Origin of the sequence: Brucella sp. JSBI001, assembly GCF_026014005.1 — a bacterium.
Lineage (GTDB): Bacteria > Pseudomonadota > Alphaproteobacteria > Rhizobiales > Rhizobiaceae > Brucella > Brucella anthropi.
On the sequence record NZ_CP110339.1, the window covers coordinates 2,728,078 to 2,743,196 of the forward strand.

The window sequence follows — 15,119 nt, forward strand, 5'->3', positions numbered from 1 at the left end:
ATGATCCGGGCTTTGTTTTATAGATGCGTCGCAGATGAAGTTTAGTTTCCAAACATATCTGCGATCAGCTTTTTTGCGCGGGGAATTGAAGCCGGACTCATGCTGAGCTCGGTCAGTCCCATGCGCAGGAATTCGCCGATGAGTTCCGGCTTTCCTGCAGCTTCGCCGCACATGCCCACCATGATGCCTGCTTCGGTGCCCGCCTTTGCGGTCATCTCAATTGCCGCCATGACAGCCGGGTGGCTTACGTCGTTGAGTTTCGCAACGGTTGGATTGAGCCGATCCGCAGCCATCACATATTGCGTGAGATCATTGGTGCCGATGGAGAAGAAAGCCGCTTCTTTTGCGAGTTCTCTGGCGGCAAAAACAGCTGCCGGTGTCTCAATCATAACGCCAAGGTCGAACTGGGCGAAAGCTTTACCTTCGTTTGTAAGTTCGCTGATGCATTCTGCGATCAGTCGTTTGGTTGCGCGAATTTCTTCGACATCCGAGACCATCGGCAGCATCACCTTGAGGTTGCCATTGACTGCTGCGCGCAGCAATGCGCGCAACTGCGGCTTGAATACATCCAAACGATCCAGACACATGCGAATGCCGCGCCAGCCAAGGAAAGGGTTTTCTTCCTCGGGAAACTCGATGCCTGCAATGGGCTTATCGCCACCGATATCGAGCGTCCGGACAATAACCGAATGTGGTGCAAATGCTTTGAGAAGCGCCGAATAGGTTTCGGCCTGCATGTCTTCGGACGGCAGATGAATATGCTTCATGAAGAGAAGCTCAGTGCGGAAAAGACCAACCCCCATGGCACCGGCTTCGAGCGCGACGTCGATCTCCTCAAGTGCGCCCATATTGGCGGCAACTTCGATAATATTTCCATCTGCGCGTCGAGGAATTATCGAGCGGTAGGCATCAAGCGCCTGCTTTTCCTGCAACGCCGCAGCAATGCGTGCTTCGATATCGCTGCAGGTAGCCGCATCTGGGTCTGAATGAACGATACCGCTACTTCCATCTACAGCAACGACTTTAGCATTTTTAAGCTGCTGAACCGCACTTCCGAGGCCAAGAACAGCCGGAATGCCATGCGTGCGGGCGATGATCGCAACATGCGATGTGGCGCCGCCATGTCCGCACACAACACCTTTGATTTTCTTGAGCGGTGCACGTGCCAGATCCCAGGCGCCGATGTCTTCGGCAATAAGCACCGATCCTTCCGGCAAGCCTTCCAGATTGATATCTTCCTTGCCGAGAAGTGCAAGACAGATCTGGCGACTGACGGCATGCACATCATCTGCACGTGCATTAAGATAGTGATCGTCGAGTGCCGCAAACTGCCCGGCAACCGTGGAAGCCGCAGCAAGCATCGCCGAAATGGCATCTAAACCATCTCGAATGAGCCCAAGTGCTTCGTCGGTCAGGCTATCATCCGCAGCAATATCCTTTAATGCCGCAATGATGCCTCTGTCAGCGTCAGCGAGGTTGCCGCTGGAGAGCGAAGCATCCATGCGTTGCTGTACCGTCGCGATAGCCGACTTAAAATGGGCAATCTCGGTGTCTATTTCAGATGCTGCAAGCTTCCGGCCCAACGGCTTGATTTCTTCAGGAAAAAACGGAAACGCAGTACCCAATGAGATGCCTTCGCTCGCACCAATACCTTTTATCTGACCCGTGGGCAGCTTTATCGAAATCGCAGGCTGAGTAGCGGCTGGCGGCGCGGTTTCTGCTTGAGGGGTAGCAGCGGGTGCAGCGGCCTCTTCAAGACCAGCCTGCGGGTTTTCCAGATAGCCAATCAAAGCTTCGATGGCTTCAATGGCATCGGCACCATCGGCACGAACGGTCACTTCATCAAGTTCTTTCACACCAAGCAGCATCAGCTTGACGGAGCTTTTGGCACTTACGCTTTTCCCGGCCTTGGCGATTTCGATGTCGCTTTCAAAACCCTTGGCCAGTTTAACGAAGCGGGTTGCGGGGCGCGCATGCAGCCCTTCATGCACCCGGACGATAGTCGAGCGTTCCATTTATATAAGCCTCAAAGCGACATCTGAAACATTCCAACATCCTGAATGTCAAAACTTGTTCCAATTATCTGTTTTAACACGTAATTCCAAATCCAATGATGGCCAGATTCAGCCGCCAATGGTGATAATCTGCCCTTCTTTGAGAGCAGCGACAAGCTCTTCGCCGACGATTTCAGTAGCGCAAATTTCGCCTGGACGATCTGTCGATTGTGCGCCCGTAAACGAAATAACGACGTGGCCGATTTCGCGTACTTTTTGCCAGGCGCTATCACCGACAGCAGTGATTTCTGCGTTGAGCGAGCCGATGGTGATGCGGGCTCCGACAGCAGGTGCGGCCGCTTCCGGGCCTTCTTCCACGACATGCATTACGGAAACTTCAGCGAGTTCGGGTGGCGACCCATCTGCAAAAAGAATGAGAACGCCGCCTTCAGCGAGATCCGCAACTTCCGGGCCGATCGCGGTGATCCGCGTTTTCAGATGTATCGACATAGAGGCGGTCCTTTCTTGGTATGGTCTTCGATGCCCGGAAATAGTGATCAGGCGATATCGACATTGCAGATGTTTGGGAGATTGCCTGCCGCCGCTTTTGCTGCGACAGGCTGAACGTCTTAAAGCACTGCGAGGCTGACAACCCATGCGATCAGGACCGAAAGTGGCCCCATGATCTGACGGCTGATCAGAACTGCCGGAACACCAATTTCGATTGTCTTGGGTTTCGCTTCCCCGAGCGCCAGACCAACCGGCACGAAGTCACAACCGACCTGCGTGTTGTAGGCAAAGAGCGCAGGCAGGGCCATGGCCGGAGCGATGGTGCCGTTGGCGATCTGCGGTCCTATGATCGCCACGCCCACGACCTGCGCGATAACCGCGCCCGGTCCGAGGATTGGCGACAGGAACGGCAAGCCGCAGATGGCGGAAAGCACGAGCAAGCCGACAATATTATTGGCTAGGGGGCCAAGCGGCTGGGCAAGAATATCGCCAATGCCTGTATAGAGGATCAGACCGATCAGCATGGTCACGAATGCCATGAATGGCAAAACGTTACGGATAACCTGATCGATTGTGCGGCGACCCGCCTGGAAGAAGATACCAACCACACGGCCCATAACACGACCGATACTGCTGATCAGTCCGACCAAGCCGCCTTCGCTCGGCTGTTCTACCGGTGCAGACTCTTCTTCTTCAACTGCGGCAACTGCAGGGGCAGCGGCGGCCGAGCCATCAGCAGAAACGATGTCTTCCGGCTTCACACCTGACACGTAAATGTCCTCGGTGATGAACTGCGCCAGTGGCCCGGATTGTCCAACCGGTGTGATGTTTACCGTTGGAATGCGCTTGCGCGGATAGACGCCGCAGCGGGCAGTGCCGCCACAATCGACAACCACGACTGCCATTTCGCTTTCAATTGGTGGTGAGCGGAAGCCGTCAACGGCCTCTGCTCCGGTCAGTTCGGCAATCCGGCGTGCAAGCGGATGAATGCCGCCGCCAGTGACCGAAACCACCTTGTTGCGTTGCTCTGTCGGCTGAATGACAAGCGGACCGCCCCAGCCATTTGAGCCGCGGGAAATTTTAACTGCCTTATAGGTCTTTACCATGTCGTCCTCCCCAATTCCCGCTTAAAGCTCAATGCCTTGACGCCGCGCCATGATGGCGGTGATGCGTTCTGTGAGCATGCCTTTAAGGAGGATCACGACGAGACCAACGATGGCGTACCAGATGGCGACGTTGATGTGATAACCCGTTGGAACAGCGCCCTTCTTCTCAAGTTCGAGAAGTGCAACGAGCACGCCGCCCCAGACAAAGTATTCGCCCGGATTGATATGCGGGAAGAGACCCAGTGGCGGATGAACATAGGAAACAGCCGCGTCATAGAAGGCGGGCTTGTATTTTTCGTCCAGAAACGACCCGAATGTGTAGGCCATCGGGTTGGTCAGGAAGAACACCGAAAGAACCGGCAGAACCGTATAGCGGGTAAGCGCGATACGTCCGGCGCTGCGGGCAATGCCGTGGACGCGCTTTTCACCGACCAGTTCGGTTACGGCATAGAAGGCGGTCATCAACACGACGAGCGTCGGGATAATACCCGTTACAAACCCGGCAAAAACTTCGCCACCCTTCTGGAAGACGCCAATGAAATGCTTGCCGATCGAAGCAAGCCAGCCCAGCTGTTCTTCCTGCTGGACGTTCTGAAGGCGTTCCTTGAACTGATCAACGGTAATTCCGCCGCTGCCGGCATCGGCTGGCGCGGTGGTTGTTGCTTGTGCAAGCTGCAGAAGATCATTTCCGGCGTGCTCTGCGGCATGTTTGCCATGCAGGGCCGCATCGGAAATCATGCTGCCGGCCATATGTATAGATTGCATTGTTACGTCAGCATGTTGTGCCAACATCGTCACTATCGACATTGCTCCTCCTCGATTGCTTGTTTCAGGCAAGCAACTCCTATGCTCCCACTGCCTTCAGACCTTCGAGTTCGATCCCATCGGATTGATCTCTTATGCGACCGATCTGCTCTATCGCCTGCTTGGCAGCAGCCACCACTTCAGGCGTTCCTTCTCCAATTGCGGGATTGTCCTGCAACTCGCTGAGGCGCATTCCCTCAAAGCCTTCGCGGCGGCTGAATTTTGCAAAAACTGTTCGTCCGCTCATTTGCAGGAAGCGTCGCACCACCAAATTGCGGTCTACGACGAGCAAAACAATAACGCCTCTGCCGAAGCGGCCTCGCACATGACCCGCGCCGACAAAGCCGTCAGAATATTTCGAGGTGATGCCTTTCATCACATCGGAATAGTGACGCATCTGAAACCAGACGCCCAGAGACTGAAAGCCCCAAAGCAAGGCGAGCGCCAGCAAAGCCCATTGCCAGATAGCCATTTTGTTCTCCTCCCACGAAGGACGAATAGGATATTTTCCGAGTTCGCCCTTCAGCAAATAGAGAACATTTGTCTTCTTGAATGTCAATATGTATAATTTTGTCAGCAAATGAAGACGAATGACGACTGACATTGCAATCGGTTTCGCATAATGTCGTTTGTAAACGGGAGGCCGCTCGCAACATGGATTTGCTACTCAGAGAACAAATGGCATCGATGCCAGATTTGCGTCATCGACTGCGCCAGCTGCGTTGGTTCAGGGCGACGTTCCGTAAACATGCGAGCTTGCTGCATGAGCTTTATGGCGTCGAATATGAGATTGATGAAAAGAAGCTCACAGAAGCCTTCCTGAACTGGGTGGAGCTCGTTGATCAGAACAAGCGTTTCGCCAAAGTGGATCGTAAGGATTTCATCACCTTTGCTGCGGGCCTTGTGTTGCGAGAGCTGATCCGCTTGTCACCTGCGAAGGTCGTTTCGCCGCCAAAGCACGCTGCAGACGATGCCGCGCGTCTTTACGAAATCGTCAGCTTCTGGCCAGAAGGTTTTCTCTACACAAACTACTGTATCTGCGCGATTGCTGCTGTGCAGGAGCAGGAATTCGGTACTGTTCCGGATATCGATCAGTGTGCTGATGAGCTGCGGACATGGTGGTCTTACAAGGAAAACGTCTCGGAAATGCCGGGTTATGCGATAGCATTTCTTGATAAGTTTCTTGGTAGCGAGCCGAACTGGGTCATGCCGGATCTGGCGTCGGCGCGTGCAGCGGTGAAGCGTGCTTTGGGGGCTGATAATCCGGTCACGAAGATCCAAAATAATTAGTGGCCGCTTTGTTCCAGCGCGGAAAGTGCTTATTCCACTCGGAATATCAGCGTTTAACCAGCACCGGAGCCGGGCATTTCAAAGGCTCATATTCCACCATACCAGTCATAGCCATAGTCCTCCCAGTAACCACCTTTCCCACCCTGAATGGCCGCAAAGCTTGAGACAAGCTCAATCGACTTGATGTATTTGCTCATCTTGTATCCGAGTTGTCTCTCTACGCGCAGACGAAGCGGAGCTCCGTTCTCCACCGGAAGGGCCCGATTGTTGAGACCGTAGGCCAATATAGTTTGAGGATGACGGGCGTCGATGAGATCTATGCTGCCGTAAAATGACGCTGCTCCTTTCGCGCCGTCTACCCGATCGAAGCAGTGGAAGACGACAAAGCGTGCGGATGGCGTGGGACGTGCCGCATCGAGAATCTGGCTCAAGGGAACGCCTGTCCATTTGGCGATTGTACTCCAGCCTTCCACGCAGTCGTGGCGGGTGATCTGGGTGCGCGCTGGCATGTTGCGCAGTTGCTCCAGCGAAAAACTTGCCGGTTTTTCCACGAGACCTGTTACCTGCAAAACATAGTCTGAGAAATCGGCTGCGCGAAGTGCTTCATATTCTTCCGTCGCAGGATTAGTTTCACCATTCGGTTTTTGACCCTGACGCAGCTCGCTTTCCCCATACTCCCTTGCAAGTGCATTATGTCCCTGCAGTTGCCGTTGAATGAGGTAGGTCAGATCGTTCGTCTTTTCGAGGACTTGCCGCGTAGCGCTTTCGTTGTTGCCGACAAAATCGAAAGCATCACAACCGCTCAACATAATGGAAGAGGCTGCGGCTCCGGAAAAAGTTAGGAACTTTCGTCTGGAAAGATTCAGCTTGCTCATGGGTGCCTGTCCTCGTCTTTTTTCGGAAGATCGGCGCGATACCAACCGGAAATCATCGATCGCATTTCGTTGAACGGACCTGCCGCAAGCACCATCACGATATGAATAACGACGAATGCGCAAAGCAGGAAAACGGCTACAAAATGAAGAGTGCGGGCTGTCTGGCGTCCGCCGAGCCATTCCGTCAGCGGCAGTATGGCATCCATGCCGGGAGACATGGCCAGCCCCGTAATTATAACCATCGGGAAAAGCCCGAAAAACACCATGCAATAGGTCAGTTTCTGCATAGGATTGTATGTTTTCCCATGCTGGAAACGAAATTTCAGATGGTTGAGAAAATCGCCGGGCAGGCTCTTTATATCCAATGCAGATGGCAGTAACTCGTTCATCAGATGCCCGTTCAGAACACTGCCTACCAACCATATCATGAGCGTGCCCACCAGAACCCAGGCGAAGAAGAAGTGAACCACACGTCCGGTTGCCAGATCGCGATAGGACGGAATGGTCAACGATGGGGGAAATGCCTGATAGTCGGGAGCGCTTGTGGTTCCTGATACGCCGAGAAAACCGGTTGTCTGGAAGCTTTTGCCCAAGATATCGACACGACCTTCAGGGCCGCCTTCGCCCTCGACGGCATAAATTGCCAGAATGGCATTATCGTAGTCGAAACCGGATTCGTTGCCGAGATAGAGTGTGGGGTGCGCATTGAATATCTGCAGCCCGGACAGCAGCAGAAAGAAGAGGCTTGCAGCCCAAATCCAGTGTGTGAGACGCGTCAGCAGACGCTGGCGATAGATGAGCTGTTTCATGATGTTGCGCTCCGGTAATTTGCCCGCCAATCATGAGGGAAGACTGGCGGGCCAGAACAATTACTGTGGCTTCTTCATGGAGTCGGACTGCATTGCGTCCTGTTTCATGGCATCGCTCTTCATCGCTTTGTCGTCATGTTTCTTCATTTTCTTTTTTGTATCGCTATGCATGGCGTCACCTTTCATGGCGTCATGCTTGCCCATGGAATCCTTCTTCATAGTGTCAGACTTCATGGTGTCGGTTTTCATCGCGTCTTGCGCGAAAGAAACCGGCGTGAAAGATATAGCGGCAAGCAGGGCGAGCGCCGGAAGGACGATGATGTTCTGTTTGATGGTCATGACGATACTCCTGTTCATCTGGGCGCCAGCGGCGCGTAACGGGAGGAGTTTCGACAGGCAGAGGCAAATGGTTACACCGATCACGGCGATGTGATCACCTCATTGGAAGGTGTAACCTTTTCCGCTTCTTTCACGAATATGCCGGTGATTGGGAGTTGTAACCTGACCTATTCGAACGAAGAGAGGTTGAAAAAACTGATGATATTGGCGCTCGACGGAGACAAGGCAGCCTATCGGACCTTGCTTGAGGATCTGTCGCGCCGACTGAAACCTTATTTTCTGCGGCGTCTTTTCGGCGATAAATCGCAAGCGGAGGACCTTATTCAGGAGACTTTGCTGGCGATCCATACCCGACGCATAACCTATGATCGAGGCATGGCGTTTCTACCCTGGGTGAATGGAATTGCACATCACAAGCTTGTCGATCATCTACGCCGTCACGGGCGTGAGACTGCTACACCTCTGGAAGAGGATGTTCCTGTGTCCGATGATGCTGAAGTCGCCGATGCGCGCATGGATGTGGACCGGATGTTGAGCGGTGTTTCCGAACGCACGGCAGGTTTGATCCGCAAAGTAAAAATCGAGGGACAATCCATAGATGAAGCCGCACGTGACACCGGCTTGAGCCAGAGCGCGGTCAAAGTCGCCATTCACCGCGGTCTTGCAACAATAGCGAAAAGATTTGGAGGCAAAGGGCATGACCGATGATCTGATCGACAAGCTGACAGCAGATGTCAAACCGGTTGGCCCTCACGCAATGCGCCAGCTTTTCTTGCGCTATGCGACGGGAGGCATTGTAGGCGGGCTTGCGATTATGCTGGTTTTCCTTGGCGTGCGTCACGATTTGTTGTTGGCGATGACGACGACAGCCTATTGGATGAAATTCGGCTACGCAGTCCTGCTTTTATTGATACTGATCCCCGCATTATTCACCTTGTCGCGGCCCGTTCGCACGGGATTGCACTGGTTGCCGCTGGCCATACTTCTGGCTTGTCTTGCAGGCGCTGCATCAATCCAGCTGCTGAACGCCGAGCCCGGACAAGCAGAGGTGTTGATATGGGGGCGGACGGCGTTGGTCTGTCCATGGTTGATTGTTCTCATAGCTCTTCCCATGCTCGGGTTTCTGCTTACTGCCATGCGGCGACTTGCTCCGGCCGATCCTGCTCTGACCGGTCTTGTCGCCGGTATGGTTGCTGGCGCCGTAGGAGTTCTTATCTATTCACTACACTGTCCGGAATCCGGAATGCCGTTTATTGCAATCTGGTATACGCTCGGCATCGCAATCATGGGTTTTTTGGGCATGATTGGCGGGCGCGTTTTACTCAAATGGTAAGACCTGAAAGCGGACAGCTTCTATCCTGGTTTGAACCAGTAACAGACCTCTCACTGGCGAGTTAACTGCTAGCCCCGGACGAGTGGGCTTTGATCTTGGTTGAAACACGGCTTTGCCGTGCGCTCTGCATAACGGTGGCAGAACCTCGTCGTCTTCAAAGCAAACATGGTGAATTAAACTCACTGGGCAATAACGGTCAAAAACATTTTGGATTCTCCCCAGAATGCGTTAGCGTCTTCGCAGTTCCGTGGGAGGACCTTATGAAATGCAGTGGGGGAAGTAATCTACAAAAACTTCCCGCTTAGTCGTGGTGTCTGCACCATGGCAAAATCTATTGGAGTGAGGAGGAAATATGCAAATCTTTAATCGGAAAACGACTGTTTCTCTGGCTACCGCATTGGGGCTTGTGTTCGGTGCTGCTCAAGCGAAAGCCGAGGAGTTTGTAAATATTCTGACCGGTGGCACCAGTGGCGTCTACTACCCGCTCGGCGTCGCTATGGAAAAAATCTACTCGAGCATTCCTGATGTGCGTCCCTCGGTTCAGGCGACGAAAGCATCCATTGAGAATATCAATCTCATCAACAGCGGCCGGGGTGAAGTGGCGTTCACGCTGGGCGATTCCCTGCGCGATGCCTATGAAGGCAATGAAGCAGCCGGTTTTAAAAAGAAGCTCACCAATCTGAGTACGCTTGCGGCAATCTATCCGAATTATGTGCAGATCGTCGCCTCCAAGGAATCCGGCATCAAGACATTGGCTGATCTCAAAGGAAAGCGTTTGTCCGTCGTGCACCGAAATCGGGAACCGAACTCAATGCGCGCACCATTCTGGGGGCTGCTGGACTTTCCTATGATGATCTCGGCAAGATCGAATATCTGCCCTTCGCGGAATCCGTCGAGCTGATGAAGAACCGCCAATTGGATGCAACCTTGCAATCTTCCGGACTTGGCGTCGCCTCGCTGCGCGATCTTGCCAATTCCGTGGACATCAATGTGGTTGAGGTTCCGGCAGACGTTATCGAGAAAATCGGCGCGCCGTATCAGGTCAACACGATCCCGGCGAATACCTATAGCGGGCAGGACAAGGATGTCGTGACAGCTTCCGTGATCAACTATCTGATCGTTCGCCCCGATATGGATGAAGAACTGGTTTACCAGATGACCAAGGGGCTATTCGAAAATCTCGACCAGCTAACTGCCGCCCATTCTTCCGCAAAGGCAATCAAGCTCGATAAAAGCACCATCGTGTCACCTGTTCCGGTTCATCCCGGTGCTCTGCGTTACTACAAGGAAAAAGGCATCGAATAGGCTGGCAGCAATCCTGCGCGGCGGTTGGTACCCGGGTGACAATCCCGGGTTCCTTCCTTTTTCTGACAGACGGTGTCCGATCCTTGTTAATCGGATCGCTCCCTTAACTGTTCATTTTAAATGCACAATCTGATGAAGGTTCGTTCATGACGCAGAGCGAGAACAGCGCCGTAGAATCGGCCGAGCATATTCCCGCCTGGGGCACAGGCACAGGCGCAAAAGTCCTGTTTGCCATCGCCGTGGCTTTTTCGGTTTTCCAGCTTTGGACTTCCGCTTATTCACCACTGCCAAGTCAGGTGGTCCGCTCCGTCCATGTCGGATTTCTGCTTCTGCTTCTCTTCGGCCTTTACGCCAATGCGAGCACAGTCGCTGCAAAGCGAGCGGCCTTCTGGCTGGCGGCCATCGTTGCTTTCGTGCTCAGTCTTTATCATTGGGTTTTCTACGAAGACCTGGTGATCCGGGCTGGCGAACCCAACACGCCGGATATCATAATCGGCATTCTCGTGGTCGCTCTCGTCTTCTGGGCGGGAAAAAAGATGATGGGTTGGACCTTACCTCTCATCTGCGCGATCTTTCTGGCTTACGGCTTGTTCGGACAATATCTCCCGCACCCGTTCAACCATCGCGGATATGATTTCGAGCAGGTGGTCGAAGTTCTCTTTCTGGGAACAGAAGGAATTTACGGCACGCCGATCTATGTCTCATCGAGCTATATTTTCCTTTTCATTCTGTTCGGCGCATTTCTCGAACGCGCGGGCATGATCCAACTCTTCAATGACATTGCCATGGGAACGGTTGGCGCGTCGCGTGGCGGCCCTGCAAAAGTTTCGGTGATTTCGTCGGCCTTGATGGGAACGATCAACGGTTCCGGTGTCGCCAATGTTGTGACCACGGGCGCTTTCACCATTCCGCTCATGAAGCGCTCCGGTTTCCGCCCGGCATTCGCGGGTGGTGTCGAAGCCGTTGCGTCGATGGGTGGCCAGATCATGCCCCCGGTCATGGGGGCGGTTGCTTTCATCATGGCTGAAACGCTGGGTCTGCCTTATGTTGAGATCGTCAAAGCGGCAATCGTACCTGCTATTCTCTACTTCATAACTGTCTTCGTGATGGTTGACCTTGAGGCGCGTCGCCTCAAGATGAAAGGCCTCAATAAAAGCGAAATGCCAAGCGCCCTCGAAGCAATCAGAAAACGCTGGTTTCTGGTTCTGCCGCTCGTCGCATTGGTGTGGCTCCTTTTCTCCGGCTATACGCCACTTTTTGCAGGCACTGTTGGCCTCAGTCTGACCGCGCTCATCATTCTCGGCGTGCCGGTTTCCGGCTCGATGTCGATGCCTTTGCGTGTGCTGTTCTGGGTCGCGCTCGGCGTCATGTCAGCAGCAGCCTTCGGCACGACCTTCAACATTTTCGGCTATGCCCTGCGCGGTATTACGCTGATCATCGCCCTCGTTGTGCTGCTGGTCATGATAAATTTTCTGGTGCGCGGTGGTCGGGAAACGCTCAGTCTGTGTCTTCAAAGCCTCGGGGAAGGTGCCAAGAATGCGCTGCCCGTGGGCGTTGCCTGCGCGCTGGTTGGCATCATCATTGGCATTCTGGCGCTTACCGGAGCCGGGTCTACTTTCGCTCGTGTGATTGTCAGCGTTGGAGAAAACTCGCTGTTCTTTTCGCTGGTGCTGACCATGCTGGCCTGTCTGGTACTCGGTATGGGCATTCCGACTATCCCAAACTACATCATCACATCCTCGATCGCTGGCCCAGCACTCCTTCACCTGGAAGTGCCGCTTCTGGTATCGCACATGTTCGTTTTCTATTTCGGTATCATGGCTGATCTCACGCCGCCTGTTGCGCTTGCGGCTTTTGCGGCAGCGCCAATCGCGCGCGAGTCCGGCATGAAGATCGGCATGCAGGCGATCCGTATTGCGGTTGCGGGTTTTGCCGTGCCTTTCATGGCGGTGTACGAGCCGGTCATCATGCTTCAGGAAGGAGGGCCTCTTTCGGAAACGCTCGGGTTCTGGCCTGCATTCGCCTATATGTTCATCAAGGCACTGCTCAGTATTCTGCTTTGGGGCGCAGCCGCTATCGGCCATCTTCGAACGCCGTTGAACATGTGGGAACGCATATGGGCTTTCGTCGCTATTGCGCTGATGCTCGCAACCTATCCCTATAGCGATGAACTCGGTTTTGCTGCCTGTGCAGCTTTCCTTGCATGGCATTTCTGGAGATCGCGACCTTCCGTCGTCGCGTCATCCGGTTGATGGCGGTCTGCATTGCGACGGCTGGCGGCGTACTGAAAATCGCCGCCACGAGCTTTGTTCTTTCATGGACGCACAGCGTTGAGAAAGTGCCATGGCAGGAGTTCTGGAATGTTACGTCCCAGGGCTTGGTATTGTCAGAAGCTCGCATCAAAGGCTCTGGCGCAGGCATGGATCCACCTGCCGATGCCGTTCTTAAGGACGGTTGGTATATCTATCACCCAACCATCCCTCCGCGTCATGAAATTGTTCTGGCTGCCTCCGGCAAGACGACTGGAGGCTGGACTTTCTGTTCGGAACAAAAATGTGTTGAACTTGGAAAGACGGAGGAGACACCGATCCATATCAAGTCGTGTAGTTAGGTCTCTTTTACCTGTAGTTCACTCGTTCTGCTCACCTTGATGTGCGACGGCTTAGCACAAGAAACCTGCGAAATAGCGTTTTGCTGCGACGTGATCTGCCTGTGAGCTGGGAAAAACGGGGAGCCATGATGGCCCCCCGTTTCATAGGCGATGTGATGAGAATTAGTGCCCAGAAAGCACAAGGGTCTGCACTGGCATCATCACGGCTTGTATTCGCAGGATCATGGCATGAACGAGCGCGGTTGCGTCGACGGCATGCAGGAATATCGACCGCAGCGTACCCGCTTCACCGGATTGCAGTTCCTCGTGATTGCTCGTGTAGGCATTGGCCACACAACTGCTACCCAGGGGTATGCCTGCAAGTTGCCCTTCGTAGAGAGGCTCCAGAGTGACTGTGATTGTTCCCGGTTTCGCCAATTGCTGGATGTCGACCAACTGATCGCTGGCGCGTACCTGTCCGCCAGCGATAACGTCTTGCACCTCGGTTACAACCATAGGGATAATCGTGAACGGCTTTCCGATACATGTAGCTTCAGCAATCATGCCGGGCTTCATGACTTGTGCCTCAATCTGACCGAATCCTGCGATAAGAGCCGTTCGGCCTGCTGTTTCTGGCACCAGTATGCCAGCAGGGCGGAGCAGTGGATTGACGACTTCACCTGCGCGCAGGGTGAACTGTTGAACGGTTCCCGAAACGCCCGCCTTCACGATCGTTTTATTAAGTTCAACTTCCGCCTGAGCGGCGGCAGCTTCGGTGCTTGCCCTCTGCGCCGGAAGTAATGAGGTGATTTTGGTTTCGAGCGTCTGCTTGCTGGCGGTTGCGGCTGCCAGTTCGCTGCCTTTGCCATCGGCTATCGACTGGAGACGTTCAATATCCTTGCGGGCGACGATGTTTGGGTTGCGGCGTTGCAGTTCAAGCTGCGTGTTTACATCGTTCTGTGCTTGAACAAATGCTATCTCACCTTGCTTGATACGGGCGTCGGCAGCGACAAGATCGCTTTTGGCGACAACCATCTCCGCATCGATTTCTGCAATGCGTTTCCGGGCTGTTTCCAGCGCGGCTTTTTGTTTGCTGTCGTCGAGCTTGAAGAGCGCCTCGCCGGCTTTTACCTTCTGGTTTCGCGAGACATATACCTCATCGACACGTCCGCCTATTTCAGGAAGGATCGTAACGGTTCGAAATGCAGCCGTTACGTTAGATGTAGACGGATGGTAATAGAAGATCATCGTAATCAGGGAAATTGTGAGGATGAGGCACGCCGTGATCCCCCATCTGAGTTCAAACCACATGGAATAGATCGTGATCTCGTGTCCAATTCGCTTTCCCTGGCCAAATCGACGGTAAAGATAATCTGGAAGTATGGTGATCATCGAACAAAGCAGGAATTCGAACATTATTTCTGCTCCTCTTTGTTCTGATCGAGGGATAATCCGGTGTCGGGCGCGGTTGTCGAAGCGGCAACATTTTGCGGCGTCGGTGATGCAGTCTGTGACGAAACATCATCGCCTGTCGTTGGGGCGGATGGCGGAATCGTCAGGTGAAGTCCTCGCCGAGCAATGGTACGCAGAGACCTTGCCATTGATGTTACCGGCGACAGGAAGTCTGGAAGATCCGTCATTGCTAGCAAAAGAGCTGCAATCCAGAAGAGCTGATTGTGGGTGAAGAGCGCTATCAAGCCCAATACAGCAACAAGCTGAATCTGAATCTTGTTCGTCTGATGAGCGATGTGTTCGGGGAGAGCATGGAGTCTCAGGTAGAGAATACCAGTTAAGAATACTACGCAGATAAAAAAATAATGACGATGTTCAAAAGTACATCGGCTTGACCTGGGGGTGTTATAAATGCGGGTATGTGTCCGGCCGCTGCTTTATGCACGGCATCTGCTGATTGAACCATGTTGCCTCCAGCCTTTGTTTGTTGGCGTCCCATACGCTTCACCGGATGGTGGCGATAGAGAGCGCGGCTGTTCACCAACAAATGTGCCCGAAAAATGTCAGGCACTCCTTATTATATCAGATCGCAATAACGTTGTCGGAATTTCATTTTAGGATAGGGAAAATTACCAAATGCGCCGTGAACTATAAACAAAGTAAGCCATGGTTAGCCGCTCGGAGCCTGATATCGTCACGTTCATTATGATTC

14 protein-coding genes and 2 pseudogenes are annotated in these 15,119 nt (G+C 53.5%); 6 read left to right on the forward strand and 10 right to left on the reverse strand.

Features of this window, described 5'->3' with window-relative positions:
• Positions 1 to 41 precede the first annotated feature (41 nt).
• From ptsP to LJ361_RS12960, 5 genes are all read right to left on the reverse strand, one after another.
• The gene (gene ptsP, locus LJ361_RS12940) at positions 42 to 2,015 is read right to left on the reverse strand and encodes a phosphoenolpyruvate--protein phosphotransferase (RefSeq protein ID WP_264811676.1); all 1,974 of its coding nucleotides are present in this window, start codon (positions 2,013 to 2,015) and stop codon (positions 42 to 44) included.
• Positions 2,016 to 2,123: 108 nt separating this feature from the next.
• The gene (locus tag LJ361_RS12945) at positions 2,124 to 2,504 is read right to left on the reverse strand and encodes a PTS glucitol/sorbitol transporter subunit IIA (protein WP_010659291.1); all 381 of its coding nucleotides are present in this window, start codon (positions 2,502 to 2,504) and stop codon (positions 2,124 to 2,126) included.
• A gap of 119 nt (positions 2,505 to 2,623) precedes the next feature.
• Complete coding sequence (locus tag LJ361_RS12950; protein ID WP_151609369.1) at positions 2,624 to 3,610, reverse strand: PTS glucitol/sorbitol transporter subunit IIB; 987 nt, start codon at positions 3,608 to 3,610, stop codon at positions 2,624 to 2,626.
• A gap of 21 nt (positions 3,611 to 3,631) precedes the next feature.
• The gene (locus LJ361_RS12955; protein ID WP_084094417.1) at positions 3,632 to 4,417 is read right to left on the reverse strand and encodes a PTS glucitol/sorbitol transporter subunit IIC; all 786 of its coding nucleotides are present in this window, start codon (positions 4,415 to 4,417) and stop codon (positions 3,632 to 3,634) included.
• Between the two features lie 37 nt (positions 4,418 to 4,454).
• Positions 4,455 to 4,886, reverse strand: coding sequence for a transcriptional regulator GutM (locus LJ361_RS12960; protein ID WP_029376019.1), 432 nt, complete (start codon positions 4,884 to 4,886; stop codon positions 4,455 to 4,457).
• 182 nt (positions 4,887 to 5,068) lie between these two features.
• Here LJ361_RS12960 and LJ361_RS12965 point away from each other — a divergent pair, with 182 nt between their 5' ends.
• A complete protein-coding gene (locus tag LJ361_RS12965; RefSeq protein WP_012093435.1) occupies positions 5,069 to 5,704 on the forward strand; it encodes a hypothetical protein in 636 nt (211 codons plus the stop codon).
• Between the two features lie 86 nt (positions 5,705 to 5,790).
• Here LJ361_RS12965 and LJ361_RS12970 read toward each other — a convergent pair whose 3' ends face one another.
• The 3 genes from LJ361_RS12970 to LJ361_RS12980 are packed head-to-tail and all read right to left on the reverse strand — an operon-like array spanning position 5,791 to position 7,727.
• Positions 5,791 to 6,579 carry a molybdopterin-binding protein gene (locus LJ361_RS12970; RefSeq protein ID WP_264811677.1) on the reverse strand — a complete coding sequence of 263 codons (789 nt, stop codon included), beginning with the start codon at positions 6,577 to 6,579 and terminating at the stop codon, positions 5,791 to 5,793.
• Positions 6,576 to 7,388: a cytochrome b/b6 domain-containing protein gene (locus tag LJ361_RS12975; RefSeq protein WP_264811678.1), complete on the reverse strand. Its 813-nt coding sequence runs from the start codon at positions 7,386 to 7,388 to the stop codon at positions 6,576 to 6,578. Before LJ361_RS12975 ends, LJ361_RS12970 begins: the two co-directional genes overlap by 4 nt.
• 60 nt (positions 7,389 to 7,448) lie before the next feature.
• On the reverse strand, positions 7,449 to 7,727 hold the full coding sequence (locus LJ361_RS12980; protein WP_029926454.1) for a pentapeptide MXKDX repeat protein: 279 nt from the start codon (positions 7,725 to 7,727) through the stop codon (positions 7,449 to 7,451).
• Positions 7,728 to 7,925: 198 nt separating this feature from the next.
• Here LJ361_RS12980 and LJ361_RS12985 point away from each other — a divergent pair, with 198 nt between their 5' ends.
• The 5 genes and pseudogenes from LJ361_RS12985 (at position 7,926) to LJ361_RS13005 (ending at position 12,976) form a co-directional block, all read left to right on the forward strand.
• Entirely contained in the window at positions 7,926 to 8,435 is a 510-nt protein-coding gene (locus LJ361_RS12985) for a sigma-70 family RNA polymerase sigma factor (RefSeq protein ID WP_264813600.1), read from the forward strand.
• A complete protein-coding gene (locus LJ361_RS12990; RefSeq protein WP_264811679.1) occupies positions 8,425 to 9,060 on the forward strand; it encodes an NrsF family protein in 636 nt (211 codons plus the stop codon). The genes LJ361_RS12985 and LJ361_RS12990 overlap by 11 nt, the downstream gene beginning before the upstream one ends.
• Before the next feature lie 352 nt (positions 9,061 to 9,412).
• Positions 9,413 to 10,365: pseudogene (locus LJ361_RS12995) on the forward strand (TAXI family TRAP transporter solute-binding subunit).
• A gap of 146 nt (positions 10,366 to 10,511) precedes the next feature.
• Positions 10,512 to 12,617 (forward strand): TRAP transporter permease, encoded by a 2,106-nt coding sequence (locus LJ361_RS13000; protein ID WP_010659280.1) that lies wholly within the window; start codon positions 10,512 to 10,514, stop codon positions 12,615 to 12,617.
• Positions 12,617 to 12,976, forward strand: coding sequence for a DUF1850 domain-containing protein (locus LJ361_RS13005; RefSeq protein WP_012093428.1), 360 nt, complete (start codon positions 12,617 to 12,619; stop codon positions 12,974 to 12,976). Before LJ361_RS13000 ends, LJ361_RS13005 begins: the two co-directional genes overlap by 1 nt.
• A 162-nt stretch (positions 12,977 to 13,138) precedes the next feature.
• On the opposite strand, the gene LJ361_RS13010 is transcribed toward LJ361_RS13005, so the two are convergent.
• Complete coding sequence (locus LJ361_RS13010) at positions 13,139 to 14,371, reverse strand: HlyD family secretion protein (RefSeq protein WP_264811680.1); 1,233 nt, start codon at positions 14,369 to 14,371, stop codon at positions 13,139 to 13,141.
• Positions 14,371 to 14,873 (reverse strand): annotated as a pseudogene (locus tag LJ361_RS13015) (hypothetical protein). Before LJ361_RS13015 ends, LJ361_RS13010 begins: the two are co-directional and overlap by 1 nt.
• Positions 14,874 to 15,119: the final 246 nt, after the last annotated feature.

Excerpts from the sequence above, each read along its gene's own strand:
- ptsP (WP_264811676.1), bottom strand. The coding sequence starts at position 2,015 with ATGGAACGCTCGACTATCGTCCGGGTGCATGAAGGGCTGCATGCGCGC.
- LJ361_RS12945 (WP_010659291.1), bottom strand. The coding sequence starts at position 2,504 with ATGTCGATACATCTGAAAACGCGGATCACCGCGATCGGCCCGGAAGTT.
- LJ361_RS12950 (WP_151609369.1), bottom strand. The coding sequence starts at position 3,610 with ATGGTAAAGACCTATAAGGCAGTTAAAATTTCCCGCGGCTCAAATGGC.
- LJ361_RS12955 (WP_084094417.1), bottom strand. The coding sequence starts at position 4,417 with ATGTCGATAGTGACGATGTTGGCACAACATGCTGACGTAACAATGCAA.
- LJ361_RS12960 (WP_029376019.1), bottom strand. The coding sequence starts at position 4,886 with ATGGCTATCTGGCAATGGGCTTTGCTGGCGCTCGCCTTGCTTTGGGGC.
- LJ361_RS12965 (WP_012093435.1), top strand. The coding sequence starts at position 5,069 with ATGGATTTGCTACTCAGAGAACAAATGGCATCGATGCCAGATTTGCGT.
- LJ361_RS12970 (WP_264811677.1), bottom strand. The coding sequence starts at position 6,579 with ATGAGCAAGCTGAATCTTTCCAGACGAAAGTTCCTAACTTTTTCCGGA.
- LJ361_RS12975 (WP_264811678.1), bottom strand. The coding sequence starts at position 7,388 with ATGAAACAGCTCATCTATCGCCAGCGTCTGCTGACGCGTCTCACACAC.
- LJ361_RS12980 (WP_029926454.1), bottom strand. The coding sequence starts at position 7,727 with ATGACCATCAAACAGAACATCATCGTCCTTCCGGCGCTCGCCCTGCTT.
- LJ361_RS12985 (WP_264813600.1), top strand. The coding sequence starts at position 7,926 with ATGATATTGGCGCTCGACGGAGACAAGGCAGCCTATCGGACCTTGCTT.
- LJ361_RS12990 (WP_264811679.1), top strand. The coding sequence starts at position 8,425 with ATGACCGATGATCTGATCGACAAGCTGACAGCAGATGTCAAACCGGTT.
- LJ361_RS13000 (WP_010659280.1), top strand. The coding sequence starts at position 10,512 with ATGACGCAGAGCGAGAACAGCGCCGTAGAATCGGCCGAGCATATTCCC.
- LJ361_RS13005 (WP_012093428.1), top strand. The coding sequence starts at position 12,617 with ATGGCGGTCTGCATTGCGACGGCTGGCGGCGTACTGAAAATCGCCGCC.
- LJ361_RS13010 (WP_264811680.1), bottom strand. The coding sequence starts at position 14,371 with ATGTTCGAATTCCTGCTTTGTTCGATGATCACCATACTTCCAGATTAT.